The following is an 18,449-nucleotide window of genomic DNA, read 5'->3' on the forward strand; positions in this document are numbered from 1 at the left end:
GGGCCGGGACAGGGGCGCACCGGGCCGGAGGATCCGGCTGCGGGGCGAGGGATCGGGAAGAGGGTGATGAGCGTGATGAGCGTGATGAGGAAGTGAAGGGGAGAAGGACGGACGGGACGAGACCGGGGGGCCGTGCTCTGGTGGGGATAGACAGTTTTCGCCACGGGTACGCGCCCGGCTACTCACCGGTGCAACAACTTGCCGGTAACTCAGGTGTGCGGAATCGTCATCATGTGAGTATTCGGTGCTTCCGGCTCCGTCCGGCGGCCCCGGACGACGAGCACGACGCCCGCCAGCGCGAGCACACCGCCCAGCCCCGCGGCCCCGGCCGGCGCGGTCGTGCCGAGCGTCGCCAGCCGGTCGCTGTCCGCCGACGCCAGCTCGACCTGCTTGAGCTGGGTCTCCTCGGTGAACTCCACCCGCTTGCTCTCCAGGAGCACCACGGCGTCCTTCTCGGAGCCCGGGGCGCGCAGCGTCTTCCTCGGGCCGATCGCCGCGTTCATGATCCGGCCGGTGCGCTTGTCCACCACCAGCTCGATGCCGCTGTTGGAATACCACTCCTCGGCCAGCACCTGGGGGATCTTCTTCTTCCCCACGAGCACGCCGGGCACCTGGCGCACCCCGGTCCTGGTGGGCTCGACCTCGCCCTTGAAGAGCAGGCCGGAGTAGCCCTGCACCTCCTGCTCACCGGCGTAGGAGAGCCGCACGACCCCGCCGAGCGTGCTGTCCCACCAGCGGTAGGAACGCTTCTCGACGTCGAAGGGGAACTTCAGATAGGCCTCCCCGTCGAACGTCGGGGATTCCTCGCAGCAGTGGACCGGTTCGTTCGTGACCCGGTCGGTCACCCAGCGCTCCAGCGTCCACTGGAGCGCGTCACGGGGGTCCGAGGCGGGCAGGGTGTCCTGGTGGTCGACCGAGGTGGAGACGTCCCACACGGCGTTGCCGCTCTTCTCGCTGTCGGCCACGTCCCCGCGCACCTGCCGCGTGATCGTGATCGTTCTGCCCTCGACCGTCTCCACCTCGGACGTGTCGAAATAGCTGCCCGTCCCGGTGAAGACGGTGGTGGTGTCGATGTCGATGGGGGTGCGCTTGGCATGCGGCTGGACGTACCAGACGAGCAGTGGCGCGAGGACGAGCAGGAAAACCCCTGCCCCCAGCAGGACAAGCGACAGGGGTGAAGCGTTGTGGCGCATCCGGGCACTCCTGGGTCGAATCTCTTCGCGGAGGTGCACGGGCCCGGGCCGGTCAGCCCTTGATTGGCGTGAACAGTAAGCAAGCCCTTGACGGAATGTCAATGTGCTGTCGACACTGTGTCCCAGCCGGAGGGGCCCGGCTGACGGGGTGGGGATCGCCTCCAGCAAGGAGCTGACCCAAACCATGCGCAGACTCATCGCCGCCGCTGTCACCGTTCTGGTGGCCGCCACACTCGCCGTTGGTGCGGCGGTCGGTGTCGTGGCACTGCTCGACGCCACTCCCGACCAGCCCAATACGCCCCTGATCAGCTATGACACCGCCCCGGCGGTTCCGTGACCCGCCCGGCCTGGCAGGACGTCCCCCGGTCGAAGCTCGACCGTTTCGAGGCGATCGCCCGGTCCGAGGCCCCCGAGCTCGCTCAGTCCATCCTGTTCCAGATTCGTCAGGAATATCCCTATCTGGAGCTGGTCGAGGACGAGTCCGGGGAGCCGCTGGCCCTCGTCGGCATCCGCCGCGCCATCGAAGGCTTCGTCCACAACCTCACCGCCGGCGCCCACCCCCGGGTGCCGCCGGAGATGTTCCAGGAGTTCGGGCGCGGCGAGGGGCTCGAGGGCCGCAGCCTCGACGCGCTCCAGGCCATCTACCGCCTCGGGGTCCGGCTCACCTGGCGGAGGCTCGCCGAGATCGGCCAGCAGGCCGACATTCCCGCGCCCGCCATGTACGAGCTGGCCGAATCGGGATTCGAGTATCTGGACGGGCTCGTGGAACAGTCGGTACGGGGCTACGCCGAGGCGGCGGCCCGGCGCGCCAGCGAACGGCTCCGCCTCCAGCGCCAGCTGATCGAGCTCCTCCTGGTGGAACACCGGGGCGATGTGTCGGTGGCCCTGTCCGAGCGGGCCGCCCGCATCGGCTGGGAGCTCCCGGAGACGATCGCCGTGGGTGTGCTCATGCGCCCGGCCCGCGAGGCCGTGGCCCCGGCGGTCGGGCAGGGCATTCTGCTGGAGATGGAGAGCGAGCAGCCGCGCATCGTCATCCCGGACCCGGACACGGCGGGCCGTGCGGAGATCCTGCGGCGCGCCACGGCCGGCTGGTCCGGGGCGATCGGCCCGGCGGTCCCGCTGGCGGCCGCGGCGACCTCGCTCCGCTGGGCGGAGACCGCGGTCCAGCTGATCAAGAAGGGTCTGCTGCCGCAGGGCGAGGTGCTGTACTGCACCGAGCGGACGGAGGAACTGCTGCTGCTTCCCGCCCAGGAGCTGATCGACGCGTCGGCCCGCCACTGCCTCGCCCCGCTGGAGGGCCTCAGCCCGACCCAGGCCCGGCGCCTGGCCGAGACCCTGCTCGCCTGGATCGAGACCCCCGGCGGCGCCCCGGAGGTGGCCACCCGCCTCGGCATCCACCCCCAGACGGCCCGCTACCGGCTGCGGCAGATCCGCGAGCTGTGGGGTGACGCCATCGACGAACCGGACCAGCGCTTCGAGATGCTCCTGGTGCTCCGCGCCCGGCGTCTCCGGGGTGATCCGGCCGCCACCGCGGGCTGAACCGCGACCGGGGACCGCGACCGGGCGGTCGGACGTCCGCGAACGTCCGGCCGTCGGTGCCGTCGGCAGACCGCCGGGATGGCCGGCACTCTCCGGATCAGACCGGGGTGACGTACGCCCCGGCGATCCCGCCGTCGACCAGGAAGTCCGTGGCGTTCACGAACGAGGAGTCGTCGCTCGCGAGGAACGCGACGGCGGCGGCGATCTCGGTCGGCTCGGCGAACCGGCCGACCGGGATGTGCACCAGACGCCGGGCGGCCCGCTCCGGGTCCTTGGCGAACAGTTCCTGGAGCAGCGGGGTGTTGACCGGGCCGGGGCACAAGGCGTTGACCCGGATCCCGTCGCGTGCGAACTGCACCCCCAGCTCGCGCGACATCGCCAGGACCCCGCCCTTGGACGCGGTGTACGAGATCTGCGAGGTGGCCGCGCCCATCCGGGCCACGAAGGAGGCCGTGTTGATGATGGAGCCCTTGCCCTGCTCGCGCATATAGGGGATCGCCGCCTTGCAGCAGAGGTACACGGAGGTCAGGTTGACCTCCTGCACCCGCCGCCAGGCCTCCAGGCCGGTGTCCAGGATGGAGTCGTCGTCCGGCGGGGAGATCCCCGCGTTGTTGAACGCGATGTCGACCGAGCCGTAGGTGTCGAACGCGGCCGTGAAGAGGGCGTTCACCTGGTCGGCGTCGGTGACGTCGGTACGTACGAAGAGTCCGCCCGCCGCCTCGGCGGCGGCCTTGCCGCTCTCCTCGTCGATATCGGCGCAGACGACGTGCGCGCCCTCGGCGGCCAGCCGCCGGACGGTGGCCAGGCCGATGCCGCTGCCGGCTCCGGTGACGACGGCGGTGCGGCCGACCAGGCGGCGGCAGACGGAAGAAGTGTCGGTCATGGTGCTCAGGCCTCCGTGCTGATGAAGACGTTCTTGGTCTCGGTGAAGGCGGCCAGTGCGTCCGGGCCGAGCTCGCGGCCAAGACCCGACTGCTTGTAGCCGCCGAAGGGGGTCGAATAGCGCACGCCGGAGTGCGAGTTGACGGAGAGGTTGCCCGCCCGCAGCCCCTGGCTCACTCGCAGCGCGCGGCCGACGTCCCGGGTCCAGACCGAGCCGGCGAGCCCGTAGTCGGTGGCGTTGGCGAGGCGCAGCGCGTCCTGTTCGTCCTCGAACGGCAGGACCACGGCGACGGGCCCGAAGACCTCCTCGACCGCCACCGGCGCCTCGGGCGAGACCCCGGTGAGGACGGTCGGCGGGTACCAGAACCCTGGACCCTCGGGGGCCGTTCCGAGGATGGCCCGGCCGCCGTCGGCTCCCCGGCCGCCGTCGACGAGCTCCCGGACCCGGTCCCGCTGGACGGCCGAGATCAGGGGCCCCATCTGGGTCTTCTCGTCGGCCGGGTCGCCCACCACGATGGCGGACACGGCCGGGACGAGGGAAGCGAGGAAGCGGTCGTACACGGACCGCTCGACCAGGATCCGGGTCCGGGCGCAGCAGTCCTGACCGGCGTTGTCCAGGAAGGACATCGGCGCGGCCGCCGCGGCGGCCTCCACATCGGCGTCGGCGAAGACGACGTTGGGGCTCTTGCCGCCCAGCTCCAGGGTGAGCCGCTTCACGCGCTCCGCGCAGCGGGCCATGATGTGCTTGCCGGTCCGGGTGGAGCCGGTGAACACGATCTTCGCGACGCCGGGGTGCTCGACCAGGGCGCTCCCGGCCACCGGCCCCTCGCCGGGAAGCACCTGGAAGAGACCTTCGGGAAGCCCGGCCTCCAGGGCGAGTTCGGCCAGCCGGAGAGCGGTCAGCGGCGTCGTCTCGGCGGGCTTGAGGAGGACGGCATTGCCCGCCGCGAGGGCCGGGGCGAGACCCCAGGCGGCGATCGGCATCGGGAAGTTCCACGGGGCGATGACTCCGACGACGCCCAGCGGCTCCAGGACCGTGAAGTCGATGCCGCCCGCCACCGGGATCTGCCGGCCCAGGAGCCGTTCGGCGCCGCCCGCGCTGTAGTCGAGGAGATCGCGTACGTTGCCGGCCTCCCACCGGGCGTTGCCGATGGTGTGCCCGGCCTCGCGGACCTCCAACCGCGCCAGTTCCTCGATGTGTTCGTCGACGACGACGGCGAAGCGGCGCAGCAGCCGCGCCCGGTCGGCGGGCGCGGCGGCCGCCCAGCGCCGCTGGGCGGCGGCACGGGTGACGGCGGCGTCCACATCGGCGGCGGAGGCGGCGGGGACGGTGGCGACGACCTCGGCGGTCGCCGGGTCGAGGACGTCCAGGGTGGGCTGTGACACGTACGAACCCCGATCACGGAAGCTGGTGGTGGTGAAGGTGTTCTGGCGGTCAGAGGCGTTCGAAGGAGCGGCGCAGCTCCCAGTCGGTCACCGCGGAGTCGTACGCGGTCAGTTCGACGCGGGCCATGTTCAGGTAGTGGGCGACGACCTCCTCGCCGAACGCCTCCTTGGCGATGGGGCTGGCCTCCCACAGCTCGGCGGCCTCGCGCAGGGTTGTCGGCACCCGGTCGTAGTCCCCGGTGTAGGCGTTGCCCGTACAGGCCTCGGGCAGCTCCAGCCGGTGCTCGACCCCGTACAGTCCGGCGGCGACCATACCGGCGACGGCCAGATGCGGGTTGACGTCGCCGCCGGGCAGCCGGTTCTCGAAGCGCGTCGAGCGCCCGTGGCCGACGACCCGCAGGGCGCAGGTGCGGTTGTCGACCCCCCAGGTGACGGCGGTGGGGGCGAAGGAGCCGGGCTGGAAGCGTTTGTAGGAGTTGATGGTGGGCGCGTAGAGGAGGGAGAAGTCCCGAAGGGCGGCGAGCTGGCCGGCCAGGAAGTGCCGCATCAGCTCGGACATGCCGCCCGCGCCCTCGCCCGCCATCATGTTCGCGCCGTCCGCGTCGGTCAGCGAGAGATGGATGTGGCAGGAGTTGCCCTCGCGCTCGTCGTACTTGGCCATGAACGTCAGCGAGACGCCCTCCTGGGCCGCGATCTCCTTGGCGCCCGTCTTGTAGACGGCGTGCTGGTCGCAGGTGGTGAGCGCCTCGTCGTAGCGGAAGACGATCTCGTGCTGGCCCGGATTGCACTCGCCCTTGGCGGACTCGACGGTCAGCCCGGCCTCCTGCATCTCGTTGCGGATCCGGCGCAGCAGCGGCTCGATGCGGCCGGTGCCGAGGATCGAGTAGTCGATGTTGTACTGGTTGGCCGGGGTCAGCCCGCGGTAGTCGCGGTCCCAGGCCTCCTCGTAAGTGTCCCGGAAGACGATGAACTCCAGCTCCGTGCCGACCTGCGCCGTGTATCCGAGCTCCGCCAGCCGGTCGAGCTGGCGGCGCAGGATCTGACGCGGGGCCGCCACCACCGGACTGCCGTCGTGCCAGGCGAGATCCGCGATCAGCAGGGCGGTCCCCTCGTGCCAGGGGACGGGGCGCAGGGTGGCGGGGTCGGGGACCATGCCGAAGTCGCCGTAGCCGTTCTCCCACGACGACATCGCGTAGCCGTCGACGGTCCGCATCTCGGTGTCCACAGCCAGGAGGTAGTTGCAGCCCTCGGTGCCGTGCTCCAGGACCTCGTCCAGGAAGAACCCGGCCGCGAACCGCTTCCCCTGGAGCCGGCCCTGCATGTCCGGGAAGGCCAGCACCACGGTGTCCACCGACCCGTCGGCGACCCGTGCGCGGAGCTCGTCGACGCCGAGCGGGGGTGTGCGGTCTGCCACGGGATTCCTCCTTGGGTGAACCGGGAGGCTTAAGGTATGACAGGGAACCATTACTTGGGAAGGGGATCGGCCAGTGGCCACGAGGAGACGAGTGGACGACACCCGTCCGGCGGTAGGGGCGGTGGCCGCGACAGAGGTGATGGCGGCGGTCGACGCCGCCGGGGACGGGAGCCACACCGTGACCGGCCGGCCGGTCTCCGTGCTGCGGCCCGTCCGCGCGGGCAACGGCTTCGAGGAGACGCTGGAGCAGCTCCTCCAGCTGCTGCGCCTGGGGCTGGTTCCGCCGGGCGAACGGCTGCCCTCCGAACGCGAGTTGTCCCAGCACCTGAGGATCAGCCGGGTGACGCTGCGCGAGGTCCTCAAGGTGCTCCAGGACCAGAACATGGTCGAGAGCCGCCGGGGCCGCTACGGAGGAACGTTCGTCCTGCCGCGCACCGCGGCCCCCGACGGCGAGCTGCGCCGCCGCATCGCCGCCGTCGACGTGGAGGACACCCTGCGCTTCCGCGAGGTGCTGGAGGCCGGAGCGGCGGACCTGTGCGCCGAAGGGCTCCCGGCGGACGGCGCGGCCAGGCTGCGGGCCGCGCTCGACGCGACGCGGGGCGCCAGGCTGGAGGACTACCGCCGCCAGGACACCCTGCTCCACCTCACGCTCGCCGAACTCTCCGGCTCCCGCACGCTCGCCGCGCAGTACGCCGCGGTCCGGGCCACCCTCAACGAACTGCTCGACTGCATCCCGCTGCTGGTGCGCAACCTGGAGCACTCCCAGCAGCAGCACGCGGCCGTCGTCGAGGCGGTGCTCGACCGGGACGCGGACGCGGCCCGCGAGATGATGCGCGAGCACTGCGGCGGCACGGCGGCCCTGCTGCGCGGCTTCCTCGCCTGAGCAGGCCTGATCGACAGGGCGTCCCCCGGCGGGTGTCCGGCGCGGAGGCGAATCCGCAACGACGCTCCGCATCCGTAACCGCTCTTCAACGCCACGCCCCTTGCGATTCCCCCCGCGTTCCACAAAGGTGTGCCGACGGACCTTTGATCGAAGCAGTTCCCACGATGACGTCGACACCCATCTGGAGCGCCTCATGGCTCAGGGAACCGAAACACCCGCCGGCCCACCCGGTGACGCGAGCCCGGGGGCGTCCGGCACGGACGCGTATCTGCACCGCAGGACCCTGCGCCGGGGCAGTGCGGGCTGGCTCCTGCTGACCGGGCTCGGCGTCGCCTACGTCGTCTCCGGCGATTTCTCCGGCTGGAACATCGGCCTGTCCAAGGGCGGCTTCGGCGGACTCGCCGTCGCCATGGTCCTGATGGGCGTCATGTACGCGTGTCTGGTCTTCGCGCTGGCCGAACTCTCCGCCATCCTGCCCACGGCGGGCGGCGGCTACGGCTTCGCCCGGCGGGCGCTCGGCACCTGGGGCGGCTTCCTCACCGGCACGGCCATCCTCATCGAGTACATCCTCGCGCCCACCGCGATCGCGCTGTTCATCGGCGACTACGTCGAATCGCTCGGCCTCTTCGGCCTCACCTCCGGCTGGCCCGTCTACCTCGCCTGCTTCGCGATCTTCATCGGCATCCACCTCTGGGGAGTCGGCGAGGCGCTCCGCTTCAGCCTGGTGGTGACCGCCATCGCGGTGGCCGCGCTGCTGATCTTCGCCATCGGCGCGTTCACCGAGTTCGACGCGGGCCGCCTCAACGACATCCCGGCGGACACCTCCGCCTTCGGCTCCTCCTCCTGGCTGCCGTTCGGACTCCTCGGGATCTGGGCGGCCTTCCCCTTCGGCATGTGGTTCTTCCTCGGTGTGGAGGGCGTTCCGCTCGCTGCCGAGGAGGCCAAGGACCCGGTCCGCTCGATGCCGAAGGCCATGGCCATCTCCCTCGCCGTGCTGGTCTTCCTGGCCGTCATCACCTTCATCTCCGCCACCGGCGCCCAGGGGGCCGACGCCATCAAGGAGGCCGGGAACCCGCTCGTGGTGGCCCTGCAGGGAACCGGTGAGCCGACCGCCCTGAGCCGCTTCGTGAACTACGCGGGCCTCGCCGGACTGGTGGCCTCCTTCTTCTCCCTGATCTTCGCCGGATCCCGCCAGCTGTTCGCCCTCTCCCGGGCCGGCTATCTGCCGCGCTTCCTCTCGTTGACCAACCGCCGCAAGTCCCCCTACCTCGGCCTGCTGATCCCCGGAATCATCGGGTTCGCGCTCGCAGCCTGGAGCGGCAACGGCGGCCGGATGCTGAACGTCGCCGTCTTCGGCGCCACGATCAGCTACGCCCTCATGGCCCTCTCCCACCTGGTGCTGCGCCGCCGCGAACCGGAGCTGCCGCGCCCTTACCGCACCCCCGGCGGCGCGCTCACCTCGTCCGTGGCCTTCGTTCTGGCATGCTCGGCGCTGGTGGCGACCTTCCTGGTGGACCGCGACGCGGCGTTCATCGCGCTGGGCGTGTACGCGGTGGCGCTGGCCTACTTCGCCTTCTACAGCCGTCACCGGCTGGTCGCGGGGGCCCCGGAGGAGGAGTTCGCCGCACTGGCGGCGGCCGAGGCCGAACTCGCCCGCGACTGAGCCCCGCGCCCCTTCCGTCCGGCCCCCACCGATCCAACGAGGAGCACGTTCCATGTCCCGGCCCGTCATCGGCATCAGCACCTACCAGGACCCGGCCCGCTGGGGAGTGTGGGAGATGCCCGCGGTGCTGCTGCCCGCCGGCTATCCCCGCCTCGTCCGGGCGGCGGGTGGGCTCGCCGTGCTGCTGCCGCCCGACGACGCGCGGGACGCGGCCCGGGACACCGTCGCCGCCCTCGACGGGCTGGTGATCGCCGGGGGAGCGGACGTCGAACCGGCGCGCTACGGCGCGGTCGCCGATCCCCGTACCGGCCCCCCGGCCCGCGAACGCGACGCCTGGGAGCTGGCGTTGATCCGGGCCGCGATCGAACGGGAGGTCCCGCTGCTCGGCATCTGCCGGGGCATGCAGCTGCTGAACGTCGCCCTCGGCGGCACCCTGCACCAGCACCTGGACGACCACACCGGCGGCCCCGGCGTCTTCGGCAGCCACCCGGTGACCCCCGTGCCCGGCACCGCGTACGCGGACGCCGTGCCGGAGACCGCCGTGGTGCCCGCCTACCACCACCAGGCGGTCGACCGGCTCGGCGGCGGCCTGGTGGCCTCCGCCCACGCACCCGACGGGACCGTGGAGGCCCTGGAACTCCCCGGGCACGGGAGCCTGGTGCTCGGGGTGCAGTGGCACCCGGAGATGGGCGAGGATACCCGGGTCATGGCCGCTCTGGTCGGGGCGGCCGGGGCGCGGGCGGCCGGGGCGCGGGCGGCGCTGAGCCCTCGAACCCCGGACCGGAGAAGTCGGGCCCCGCGTACGCCGGTGAGCTGAAACGGGAGCCGCGGCCCTCGCCCGGACCCGGTGCTGACGCCGCCTCGGCGAGCTCCCGGAGGAGGAACGGCCGGATCCCCCGGTCGCGCAGCGCCGCGAGCCAGGCCTCACGGGCGTCCTCGACGGCGGGGAACCGGTCGGGCACGGACGCCGTGCCGTCCGCCGACTGCTTCGCCGCCGTGCGGTACAGAGCGACGACGCTGACCAGGGCCGTGACCGCCGCGACCACCAGACTGACCCAGCCGACGCCGACGAGGGTGCCCGCCAGGGAGGGCAGGGCACCGGCGAGTCGCAGACCGTAGCCCAGCAGCAGGAAGGTCGCAGCGGCCACGGCGGCGAGCACCGGCGTCAGCACCCCGAGGACCGCCAGCACCCCGGCACCCGGCCGCTCCTGATCGCCCGGTCCGGAGAGCGGCGGGCTTCCGGCGGTCTGCCGTCCGCCCCGGGCACGCCGCCGCAGGGCCGCGTAGCGCCGGTACTCGGCGTCGGCCGCGGGCGTCGTGCGTGCCACGGCGGCCAGGCCCCGGACGCGCAGCCGGCCGCCGGGGACTCCCGAGCGTTCGAGCAGGCGTTGGATCTCCGGGGAGGCGATCACCACGTCGAGTGCGCGTCCGTAGTCGGAGCTGTCCTCGTCCCCGAGCCGGGTGGGTCTGCCCATGCTGTCCCTCGGTCGGCACAGGTGTGCCGACACCTGTGTGATGGATGTTCCGCCCACCGCGCCGCGGGGGTGCGCACGTGCCGCGTGCGCACCTCCGCGGCTGTCCGGTGAGGCGTTCGAAACGTTCTGGAAGGGTGTTCCGGAAGCTCCCTAGAGGTGCTGCACGACCGCGGGCATGAGGTCCTGGAAGGTCCGCCCGTCCGCCGGCGCGCCGATCGCGGTCATCTGCCAGCCCGAGCCGGACCGCTGGACCTTGGCCATGATCTGGGCGGTGTGCCGCCCGCCGCCGGTCAGGGTGTACCGGGCCAGCTCCTGGCCGTTGCTCTCGTCGACCAGGCGGCAGAAGGCCGCCTCGACCTCCTCGAAGGTCTGGCCGGTGAAGGAGTTCACCGTGAAGACGATCTGGTCCACATGGACGGGCACGCGCCGCAGGTCGACGACGATGGACTCGTCGTCACCGCCCTGCCCCGCCCCGCCGACCCGGTTGTCCCCGGTGTGCTGGACCGAACCGTCGTCACTGGTCAGGTGCTGGAAGAAGACCACGTCCTGCGGGGCCTGGCCCGCGAAGAGCACCGCCGAGGCGTCCAGGTCGATCTCGCGGGCGGTCAGCCGCGCCAGAAATCCCTTACGGGGAGCGGACTTCCAGCCCAGTCCCATCCGTACGACACCGAGCTCGCCGCCGCCGGACTTGGTGAGGCTGACCTGCTGGCCCTTGGTGAGATTGATCGTCATCGTTCCGCCTTCGGTGACTGGGGGACTGGAGTGACTACGGTAGGGGGCGTGCGCCTCAAGGATCCCGACGGCTCAGAGGCTGACGCCGAAGTCGGCGACGATGCCGCTGAGGCCGGATGCGTAACCCTGCCCGACCGCGCGGAACTTCCACTCGGCGCCGTGCCGGTACAGCTCGCCGAAGACCATCGCGGTCTCGGTGGAGGCGTCCTCGCTCAGGTCGTAGCGGGCGATCTCCGCGCCGCCCGCCTGGTTCACCACCCGGATGTACGCGTTGCGCACCTGGCCGAAGCTCTGCCCCCGGCTCTCCGCGTCGTGGATCGAGACCGGGAAGACGATCTTCGCCACGGTCGCGGGCACCGAGGCGAGGTCGACCTTGACGGTCTCGTCATCGCCCTCGCCCTCACCGGTGAGGTTGTCGCCGGTGTGCTCGACCGACCCGTCGGGGCTCTTGAGGTTGTTGTAGAAGACGAAGTGCTCGTTGGACAGCACCTTGCCCGCCTCGTCGCAGAGCAGCGCGCTCGCGTCCAGGTCGTAGTCGGTGCCGGTGGTCGTGCGGACGTCCCAGCCGAGGCCGACGAGGATCGCGGTCAGCCCCGGGGCCTCCTTGCTCAGCGAGACATTTCCGCCCTTGGCGAGGCTCACGCCCATGATGTTCTCCCTTGTGCGGTGACGGGTCTTCACGTGGTGGCGGCCACGCCACGGGTGATGGCGCGGACACTCCGCGACTACGAGAAAAATCTACATCACTGTAGATTTCCGGAGCCAGGAGGTGTTCGGACCGCCCCGGCCGGTCGCCGGTGCCTCCGTCGGCTGGATACGATTTCCCGACGCCCGGCAGGCGAGACGCCGCAGCGGGGCGGCCGAACGGAGAAAGCCGGGCGGACGGACGGAGAGAGGGGTCGGGCCGTGGACGCCGAAGGAGCCGGGGGCGAGCGGGAATCGCCCGCCCGCAGGCGTGGCCAGGGTGAGCTGGAGGCCCAGGTGCTGTCGGTGCTGGGCGGGGCGAGCGAGCCGGTGACCGCCGCCTGGGTGCTGGAACGGCTCGGAGCGGGCCTGTCGTACAGCACCGTCATCACGATCCTGACGCGTCTGCACGCCAAGCAGGCGGTCACGCGCACCGGACGGGGCCGCCCCGTCCTGTGGGAGCCCGTGGCGAACGAGGCGGGGCTCGCCGCCCTGCGGATGCGTCGGCTCCTCGACAAGCAGAGCGACCGGGACGCGGTGCTCTCCAGCTTCGTCTCCGTCCTCTCCTCGCACGACGAGGAGCTGCTGCGGGCCCTGCTCGCCGAGAGCGGTCCCGACGACACCACAACGCCCTCGGACCGGCCGGAGCGCTGACGATGGGCGTCTTCGTCTACCTGCCTCTCGTGCTGCCCCTGACCGCGTTGCCGATCGCGCGCCTGGCCGAACAGCACCTGCACCCCCGCAGGGCCGCCCGGCTGCTGACCACCGTCGCCGTGATCCTCGCCTCCTGCAGCCTGGTGTGTCTCGGACTGCTGGTGGTGGTGGGCACGGCCCAGCTGCCCGGCAACCCGCTGCCCGACGGCTGGTCCGACGCCGAGGTCCGCGAGGCCGTGCCGCACGACGCGTTCGCGGGCAAGGCGTCCATCCTCGCGCTCGTCGTCGTGACGGCGGCCTGCGGGGTCGCCGTTCACCGCCACTACCGCTTCCGGGCGCGGGCCCACCGGACGCTCGCGGGCCTGCCGGGCGGCGACATCGCCGTGCTGCCCGACGACGTCCCGTACGCCTACGCGCTCCCCGGCTCCCCGGGGCGGGTGATGGTCTCCACGGCGCTGCTCGCCTCCCTGGAACCGGCCGAGCACCGGGCGCTGTTCGCCCATGAACGCGCCCATCTGGCGGGACGCCACCACCGGCTGCTGCTCGCGACCCGGCTGGCCGGCTGCGTCAATCCGCTGCTGTGGCCGCTGCTCGGGGCCCTGGTCTACAGCACGGAGCGCTGGGCGGACGAGGAAGCCGCCCGGGTCACCGGCGACCGCCGGCTCACCGCACGCGCGGTCGGCAAGGCGGCGCTCGTCTCCCGCCCGGTGCCCGGCGGCGCGGCCTTCGCCGCCTTCGCCGCGGCGGGGCCCGTACCGCGACGGGTGGCGGCGCTCCTGGGCCCGGTGCCGCCGGACCGGGGCTGGCCCCCCGCCCTCACCCCGGCGGGTGTCGCCGCGCTCGTCGCCGCGGCCGGGACGACCGTCTCCGCGCTGTCCGCGCTGAACGCGGCCGTCGCGCTGTTCCTCGTCCTGGAGGCGGCGACACCGCTGTAGCTCGGGCGGGCACCCGGTCCGGAGCCGGGAAGATCCGCCCGACGCCTGTCGCTACAGGGTTGTAGAGTTCATCAGCCGCGGAACGCGGGCCCCGTCGACGGCGGTTCTTCACCCGCCCGGCATGCAGAATCATGCCCGGGTGCTCACCTCCCGCCGGAGTGCGTCCCACTCGAACCCATGGCTGGAGAACCCAGCCGGACAGGAGCCACGCGTTGTCCGCCAGTCCGGGCCCCTCAGGGCCCGACCCCCACAGTCACCGACCCGCGGCCCCGGGCGGGGCCGCCCGCCGCCTCCCGCGCGGGGAGGGTGACCGATGACCTCCGCCCTGCTCGGCCTGCTGGCCGTGTTCGTCCTCACCGCAGGCACCGGCTACTTCGTGGCCCAGGAGTTCGCGTACGTCTCCGCGGACCGGCTGACCCTCGGCCGGGAGGCCGCCGCCGGGGACAAGAGGGCCGCCCGCGCCGTGAAGGTGCTGGAGCGGCTCTCCTTCATGCTGTCCGGCGCACAGCTCGGCATCACCGTCACGGGACTCGTCGTCGGCTTCCTCGCGGAGCCGTCCGTCTCCGCCCTCCTGCGGCCCGCCCTGAGCGGCACGGGCCTCTCCGACGGCCTCGTCTCGGGCATCTCCGTGGCGCTGTCGTTCGTGGTGGCGACCGTCATCCAGATGGTCCTCGGCGAACTCGCCCCCAAGAACCTCGCCCTGGCCGTGCCCGAGAGCATGGCGAAGTCACTCGCCTCCTCCACCCTGATCTACCTGCGGATCGTCGGCCCCGTGGTCCACGTCTTCGACGGCGTCGCCAACCGGCTGCTGCGCCGCATCGGCATCGAACCGGTCGAGGAGCTCCACCACGGCGCCACCCTGGAGGAGCTGGGCCACCTCATCGGTGAATCCCGCGAACAGGGCGAACTCCCGGCCGCCACGGCCGAACTCATGGACCACGCGCTGGAGTTCTCCGAGCGGAACCTGGGCGAGGTGATGATCCCGCGCGCCGACGTGGCGTTCGTCCGCCGGGACGCCCTCGCAGCCGAGGCGGTCGAGCTGATCGCCCGGCACGGACACTCCAACTACCCGGTGCTCGGCGACCACCCGGACGACCCCGCCGGAGTCCTCGGCGTACGGGAGCTGATGCGGCTGCCCGCGGCCGACGTCGGGCGCACCACCGTCGGCTCCCTGGCCCGCCGCCCCCTCCTGCTGCCGGAGCTCCTCAGGCTCCCGGCGGCGGTCGCGCAGATGCGCGAGCGCGACGACGAGTTCGCCGTCGTCCTCGACGAGCACGGCGGCCTGGCCGGGATCGTCACGTACGAGGACATCGCCGAGGAACTCGTCGGGGACATCGCCGACGAGTCCGACACCGTCGTCGAACTCGCGGTCGCCGACGGCTCCGGCTGGGTCGTGGACGCGGGCCGCCGCCTCGACGAGATCGAGGAGGCCACCGGCGTCGCCCTGCCCCAGGAGAGCGAGGACTACGACACTCTGGCCGGGCTGATCATCGACCGGCTCGGACGCTTTCCCACCGTGGGCGACCGGCTCACCGTCGGCGCGGTCCGGATCGAGGTGCGCACCCTCGACCGGCACGTCGCCGAGTACGTCCGCGTCGAACCCACCGAGCCCACCGAACGTGGGGAATTCACCGGACCCACCGGACCCACCGAACAGGAGCCGCAGGCATGAGCTTCCCCATGGCGCTCTTCGTGACGGTCCTGCTCCTGATCGGCAGCGGATTCTTCGTCGCCGCCGAATTCGCCCTGGTCGCCTCCAAGCGACACCGCATGGAACAGGCCGCCGCCCGGGGGCAGCGCGGCGCCAAGGCCGCGCTTGACGGGATGCGTGAACTGTCGCTGATGCTCGCGGGAGCCCAGCTCGGCATCACCATCTGCACCCTGGGCCTGGGCTCCGTGTCCAAACCCGCGATCTCCCACGAGCTGGACCCGCTGCTGGAACGGCTCGGACTGCCCGCGGCCCTCAGCTACGGCATCGCCTTCGCACTGGCGATGGCCGTCGTCGTCTTCCTGCACATGGTGATCGGCGAAATGGCCCCGAAATCCTGGGCCATCGCCCACCCGGAGCGCTCCGCGATGCTGCTGAGCCCCGCCTTCCGCGCCGTGGTGGGCGCCGTACGCCCGCTGATCCGGCTGCTGAACGCGATCAGCAACGCCCTCGTGCGGCTGTGCCGGGTCACCCCGCGCGACGAACTCGCCTCGGTGCACAACCGCGACCAGCTCACCCACCTGATCGAGGAGTCCGAGCGACTCGGGCTGATCAGCAAGGGCGACTCCGGACTGATGACCAGGTCCCTGACCGAGCCGGGGACCCCGGTCTCCGTGCTCCGGACCCCCGTGGAGCGGATCGCGACGGTTCCGGCGGACGCCGGACTCGACCGGATCCTGGCCACCGCCGCCGAGGCCGACCGCACCCGCCTGCTGGTACGCGACGGGGAGGAGATCCTCGGATCGGTGCACGCCCGGGACGCCCTCGTGGCCCGCGCCGGAGGCCGGGACGTCCTCGCCCGCGACCTGGCCCGTCCCGTCCCGGAGCTGGCCCCGGACGCGACCGCGGCACACGCGGTGGAGCAGCTGCGCGAGCGGCGGGCCACGATCGCCGTCGTGCGCGACGGGGAGGGCGGGCTCACCGGGCTGGTGAGCCTGGACGACCTGCTCGCCCGGCTGCTGCACCCTCCGACGGCACCGGGGCGGGCCGGGAAGTAGCGTGGAGGCATGGAAGAGGCGGCGGACCCGGTGGCGGCGGCCGACGACCGGGGATTCCCGGCGCGGCACGCGCCCTCGTGCACCGGGCTCGCCGAGCTCGACGTCCTCGTTTCCCACTGCCGCGCCTGTCCGCGGCTCGTGGCCTGGCGCGAGGAGGTCGGCGGAGTCAAACGCGCCGCTTTCCGGGACCAGGACTACTGGGCGCGACCGGTGCCGGGCTTCGGCCCGGCGGATGCCAAGGTGGCGGTGGTGGGGCTGGCGCCCGCAGCTCATGGCGGCAACAGGACCGGGCGGATGTTCACCGGTGACGCGACCGGCGACTTCCTCTTCTCCGCGCTGCACACGGTGGGCCTCGCCTCGCAGCCGTCCTCGGTCCATGCCGAGGACGGGCTCCGTCTGCGTGGCGTGCGACTGACGTCGCCCGTGCACTGCGCGCCTCCGGCGAACCGGCCGACCCCCGAAGAACGCGACACCTGTCGTCCCTGGCTCGCGGCGGAGCTGGACCTGCTGAGTCCGGGGCTGACCGCGGTGGTCGTCCTCGGCGGCTTCGGCTGGCAGGCGCTGCTTCCGGCCCTCACGGAGGCGGGGTGGGAGATCCCGCGTCCGCGCCCCGTCTTCGGTCATGGCGCCCGGGTCGTGCTGCCCGCCACCGGGCGCCGACAGGAGTTGCACCTGCTGGGCAGTTACCATCCCAGCCAGCGCAACACCTTCACGGGCCGGCTGACCATGCCCATGCTGGTCGACGTGGTCCAGGAGGCGGCCACCGTCGCCGGGATCGCCACCTGAGACAGCCCGGACGTCCGCGGGTCCGTCCGCCGGGCCGTCAGCGCTTCCGGAGGCTGCCGCCGCGCGGGCGGCCCGGCCTCGGGGCCGGAACGAGGCGGAACGCCGTGTTGAGGACGTGGTCGATCACATCGCGTGAGGGCTTGTCCGTCAGGTCGGTGAGCAGCCGGGCCAGCGTGTTGAGGAGGAACGGCGATCCCATGACATACCGGTTCAGCACCGGCTGGAAGCCCGAGCGGCTCAAGATCAGGTCGGCGGCGGTGTTGCCGAGGCGGTAGTAGCGGCCCCAGCGGCGGTTCATCTCCACCGGGTAGCCGCGCAGCACCTGTTCGCGGCGGGGCCCCCGGGGGTGGGCCAGGGCGAGGGCCGCGGTCTCGGCGGCGACCTCGCCCGCCTCCATCGCCTGGGCGATGCCCTCGCCGTTCCAGGGGCTGACCATCCCGCCGGAGTCGCCGACGAGCAGCAGCCCGCGCGCGTACAGCGGGTGGCGGTTGAAACCGATGGGCAGGGCGGCGCTGCGGACCGGGCCCTCCGCGTTCTCCTCGCGCAGCCCCCAGTCCTCCGGGGTCCGGGCCAGCCACTGGTTCAGGGTGGCGCGCAGGTCCGCCTTGCCGTGCCGCCGGTGGGGGAACGCCCCGAGTCCGACGTTGACCCGGCCGTCGCCCATCGGGAAGATCCAGCCGTAGCCGGGAAGGTACGGGCCCTCGTCCGGGAAGCGGAGGTCGGCCCACAGCTCCAGGTACTCCTCCTGGGAGCGTTCGGGGCTGCGGTAGTAGCGCCGGGCGGCCGTTGCGATCTGCCGCCGGGGGTCCCGCTCCAGACCGAGCGCCAGGGCGAGGCGGGCCGAGGCTCCGTCGGCGGCGATGACGACCGGCGCGCGGAAGTCGACCGGCTCCGGAACGTCCGGGGAATCCGAGGACGCGGCGACCCCCGAGACCCGGCCCGCCCGGTCCGTCAGCGGCCGCTCCGCCTTCCAGCCGCTGTACAGCCGGGCCCCGGCCGCCACGGCGTGCCGGGCCAGGATGTCGTCGAAGTCGTGCCGGCTGCGGGAGAGCCCGAAGTCCGGATAGCGGCCCAGCGCGGGCCACTCGATGTGCACCCGGTGCTCCCCGGCCACCCAGCGCATGCCGCGTGAACGCATCCAGCCCGGTGCGGTGATGTCGACGCCCATCCGGATGAGCTGGTGCACCGCGCGCGGGGTGAGACCGTCGCCGCACACCTTCTCCCGGGGGAAGCGGGCCTTCTCCAGCAGGATCACGTCCACTCCGGCCCGCGCCAGGTGGTACGCGGCCGAGGAGCCGGCCGGCCCCGCCCCCACCACGATCACCTGGGCGTCCTCTCCCGTACGGGACACCTCCCGTACGTCCGTCGTCGCCGGGTCCGGTGGCAGTTCCCGCATCACATCCCCTTCGTCCGTACGGCCGTTGCTCCTGCCGGGGCGGCGGCCCAGGGCAACATCATCGATCACTACGGGCCAGGGCGGTACCACGCGCGTAAAACCTCAGGCGTCCGAGTGAACC

At 72.4% G+C, this 18,449-nt stretch carries 18 protein-coding genes; 10 read left to right on the forward strand and 8 right to left on the reverse strand.

The features are described 5' to 3' along the window. Positions 1–209: 209 nt before the first annotated feature. Positions 210–1,193, reverse strand: coding sequence for a DUF3068 domain-containing protein (locus N7925_RS33075; protein ID WP_274346053.1), 984 nt, complete (start codon positions 1,191–1,193; stop codon positions 210–212). Between the two features lie 184 nt (positions 1,194–1,377). Here N7925_RS33075 and N7925_RS33080 point away from each other — a divergent pair, with 184 nt between their 5' ends. Together N7925_RS33080 and N7925_RS33085 are read left to right on the forward strand one after the other, a co-directional pair. Then, positions 1,378–1,530 (forward strand): hypothetical protein, encoded by a 153-nt coding sequence (locus N7925_RS33080; protein WP_003970781.1) that lies wholly within the window; start codon positions 1,378–1,380, stop codon positions 1,528–1,530. Continuing rightward, positions 1,527–2,732, forward strand: coding sequence for a helix-turn-helix domain-containing protein (locus N7925_RS33085; RefSeq protein ID WP_274346054.1), 1,206 nt, complete (start codon positions 1,527–1,529; stop codon positions 2,730–2,732). The genes N7925_RS33080 and N7925_RS33085 overlap by 4 nt, the downstream gene beginning before the upstream one ends. Positions 2,733–2,829: 97 nt before the next feature. Here N7925_RS33085 and N7925_RS33090 read toward each other — a convergent pair whose 3' ends face one another. From N7925_RS33090 to N7925_RS33100, 3 genes are read right to left on the reverse strand one after another with little or no spacing between them, the layout of a single operon-like run. Next, positions 2,830–3,615 (reverse strand): 3-oxoacyl-ACP reductase, encoded by a 786-nt coding sequence (locus tag N7925_RS33090; protein WP_265603200.1) that lies wholly within the window; start codon positions 3,613–3,615, stop codon positions 2,830–2,832. A 5-nt stretch (positions 3,616–3,620) separates the two neighbouring features. Then, positions 3,621–5,000 carry an aldehyde dehydrogenase family protein gene (locus tag N7925_RS33095; protein ID WP_274346055.1) on the reverse strand — a complete coding sequence of 460 codons (1,380 nt, stop codon included), beginning with the start codon at positions 4,998–5,000 and terminating at the stop codon, positions 3,621–3,623. A 49-nt stretch (positions 5,001–5,049) separates the two neighbouring features. Beyond that, positions 5,050–6,414 (reverse strand): glutamine synthetase family protein, encoded by a 1,365-nt coding sequence (locus N7925_RS33100; protein WP_265603202.1) that lies wholly within the window; start codon positions 6,412–6,414, stop codon positions 5,050–5,052. Between the two features lie 139 nt (positions 6,415–6,553). On the opposite strand from N7925_RS33100, the gene N7925_RS33105 reads away from it, so the two are divergent. From N7925_RS33105 to N7925_RS33115, 3 genes are all read left to right on the forward strand, one after another. After that, positions 6,554–7,297, forward strand: coding sequence for a FadR/GntR family transcriptional regulator (locus N7925_RS33105; protein WP_274346592.1), 744 nt, complete (start codon positions 6,554–6,556; stop codon positions 7,295–7,297). A gap of 193 nt (positions 7,298–7,490) precedes the next feature. Continuing rightward, entirely contained in the window at positions 7,491–8,960 is a 1,470-nt protein-coding gene (gene eat, locus N7925_RS33110) for an ethanolamine permease (protein ID WP_274346056.1), read from the forward strand. A gap of 52 nt (positions 8,961–9,012) precedes the next feature. After that, a complete protein-coding gene (locus tag N7925_RS33115) occupies positions 9,013–9,777 on the forward strand; it encodes a gamma-glutamyl-gamma-aminobutyrate hydrolase family protein (protein WP_274346057.1) in 765 nt (254 codons plus the stop codon). Here N7925_RS33115 and N7925_RS33120 read toward each other — a convergent pair. The 3 genes from N7925_RS33120 to N7925_RS33130 all read right to left on the reverse strand — a co-directional run bounded on the left by N7925_RS33120 (position 9,665) and on the right by N7925_RS33130 (position 11,815). After that, positions 9,665–10,435: a hypothetical protein gene (locus tag N7925_RS33120; RefSeq protein WP_274346058.1), complete on the reverse strand. Its 771-nt coding sequence runs from the start codon at positions 10,433–10,435 to the stop codon at positions 9,665–9,667. The two genes, N7925_RS33115 and N7925_RS33120, sit on opposite strands and share 113 nt — an antisense overlap. Positions 10,436–10,585: 150 nt before the next feature. Then, the gene (locus tag N7925_RS33125; RefSeq protein WP_018958037.1) at positions 10,586–11,167 is read right to left on the reverse strand and encodes a TerD family protein; all 582 of its coding nucleotides are present in this window, start codon (positions 11,165–11,167) and stop codon (positions 10,586–10,588) included. A gap of 72 nt (positions 11,168–11,239) precedes the next feature. Continuing rightward, entirely contained in the window at positions 11,240–11,815 is a 576-nt protein-coding gene (locus N7925_RS33130; RefSeq protein ID WP_265603206.1) for a TerD family protein, read from the reverse strand. A gap of 258 nt (positions 11,816–12,073) precedes the next feature. On the opposite strand from N7925_RS33130, the gene N7925_RS33135 reads away from it, so the two are divergent. From N7925_RS33135 to N7925_RS33155, 5 genes are all read left to right on the forward strand, one after another. Beyond that, on the forward strand, positions 12,074–12,505 hold the full coding sequence (locus tag N7925_RS33135; protein ID WP_274346059.1) for a BlaI/MecI/CopY family transcriptional regulator: 432 nt from the start codon (positions 12,074–12,076) through the stop codon (positions 12,503–12,505). A gap of 2 nt (positions 12,506–12,507) precedes the next feature. After that, on the forward strand, positions 12,508–13,440 hold the full coding sequence (locus tag N7925_RS33140; protein ID WP_274346060.1) for a M56 family metallopeptidase: 933 nt from the start codon (positions 12,508–12,510) through the stop codon (positions 13,438–13,440). A gap of 313 nt (positions 13,441–13,753) precedes the next feature. Beyond that, complete coding sequence (locus N7925_RS33145; RefSeq protein WP_265603209.1) at positions 13,754–15,112, forward strand: hemolysin family protein; 1,359 nt, start codon at positions 13,754–13,756, stop codon at positions 15,110–15,112. Beyond that, positions 15,109–16,146, forward strand: a complete 1,038-nt coding sequence (locus tag N7925_RS33150) for a hemolysin family protein (protein ID WP_265603210.1) — start codon at positions 15,109–15,111, stop codon at positions 16,144–16,146. Before N7925_RS33145 ends, N7925_RS33150 begins: the two co-directional genes overlap by 4 nt. A gap of 9 nt (positions 16,147–16,155) precedes the next feature. Beyond that, on the forward strand, positions 16,156–16,932 hold the full coding sequence (locus tag N7925_RS33155; protein ID WP_265603211.1) for a uracil-DNA glycosylase: 777 nt from the start codon (positions 16,156–16,158) through the stop codon (positions 16,930–16,932). A 37-nt stretch (positions 16,933–16,969) separates the two neighbouring features. Here N7925_RS33155 and N7925_RS33160 read toward each other — a convergent pair whose 3' ends face one another. Continuing rightward, positions 16,970–18,328, reverse strand: a complete 1,359-nt coding sequence (locus tag N7925_RS33160) for a geranylgeranyl reductase family protein (RefSeq protein ID WP_265604084.1) — start codon at positions 18,326–18,328, stop codon at positions 16,970–16,972. Positions 18,329–18,449 lie beyond the last annotated feature (121 nt).

This window comes from Streptomyces sp. CA-278952 (assembly GCF_028747205.1).
Classification (GTDB): Bacteria; Actinomycetota; Actinomycetes; order Streptomycetales; family Streptomycetaceae; genus Streptomyces.

Bases quoted from the DNA above. Each gene is read 5' to 3' on its own strand.
- N7925_RS33090 (WP_265603200.1), bottom strand. From the start codon at position 3,615: ATGACCGACACTTCTTCCGTCTGCCGCCGCCTGGTCGGCCGCACCGCC.
- N7925_RS33150 (WP_265603210.1), top strand. From the start codon at position 15,109: ATGAGCTTCCCCATGGCGCTCTTCGTGACGGTCCTGCTCCTGATCGGC.
- N7925_RS33140 (WP_274346060.1), top strand. From the start codon at position 12,508: ATGGGCGTCTTCGTCTACCTGCCTCTCGTGCTGCCCCTGACCGCGTTG.
- N7925_RS33130 (WP_265603206.1), bottom strand. From the start codon at position 11,815: ATGGGCGTGAGCCTCGCCAAGGGCGGAAATGTCTCGCTGAGCAAGGAG.
- N7925_RS33115 (WP_274346057.1), top strand. From the start codon at position 9,013: ATGTCCCGGCCCGTCATCGGCATCAGCACCTACCAGGACCCGGCCCGC.
- N7925_RS33160 (WP_265604084.1), bottom strand. From the start codon at position 18,328: ATGCGGGAACTGCCACCGGACCCGGCGACGACGGACGTACGGGAGGTG.
- N7925_RS33075 (WP_274346053.1), bottom strand. From the start codon at position 1,193: ATGCGCCACAACGCTTCACCCCTGTCGCTTGTCCTGCTGGGGGCAGGG.
- N7925_RS33145 (WP_265603209.1), top strand. From the start codon at position 13,754: ATGACCTCCGCCCTGCTCGGCCTGCTGGCCGTGTTCGTCCTCACCGCA.
- N7925_RS33080 (WP_003970781.1), top strand. From the start codon at position 1,378: ATGCGCAGACTCATCGCCGCCGCTGTCACCGTTCTGGTGGCCGCCACA.
- eat (WP_274346056.1), top strand. From the start codon at position 7,491: ATGGCTCAGGGAACCGAAACACCCGCCGGCCCACCCGGTGACGCGAGC.
- N7925_RS33120 (WP_274346058.1), bottom strand. From the start codon at position 10,435: ATGGGCAGACCCACCCGGCTCGGGGACGAGGACAGCTCCGACTACGGA.
- N7925_RS33155 (WP_265603211.1), top strand. From the start codon at position 16,156: ATGGAAGAGGCGGCGGACCCGGTGGCGGCGGCCGACGACCGGGGATTC.
- N7925_RS33125 (WP_018958037.1), bottom strand. From the start codon at position 11,167: ATGACGATCAATCTCACCAAGGGCCAGCAGGTCAGCCTCACCAAGTCC.
- N7925_RS33105 (WP_274346592.1), top strand. From the start codon at position 6,554: ATGGCGGCGGTCGACGCCGCCGGGGACGGGAGCCACACCGTGACCGGC.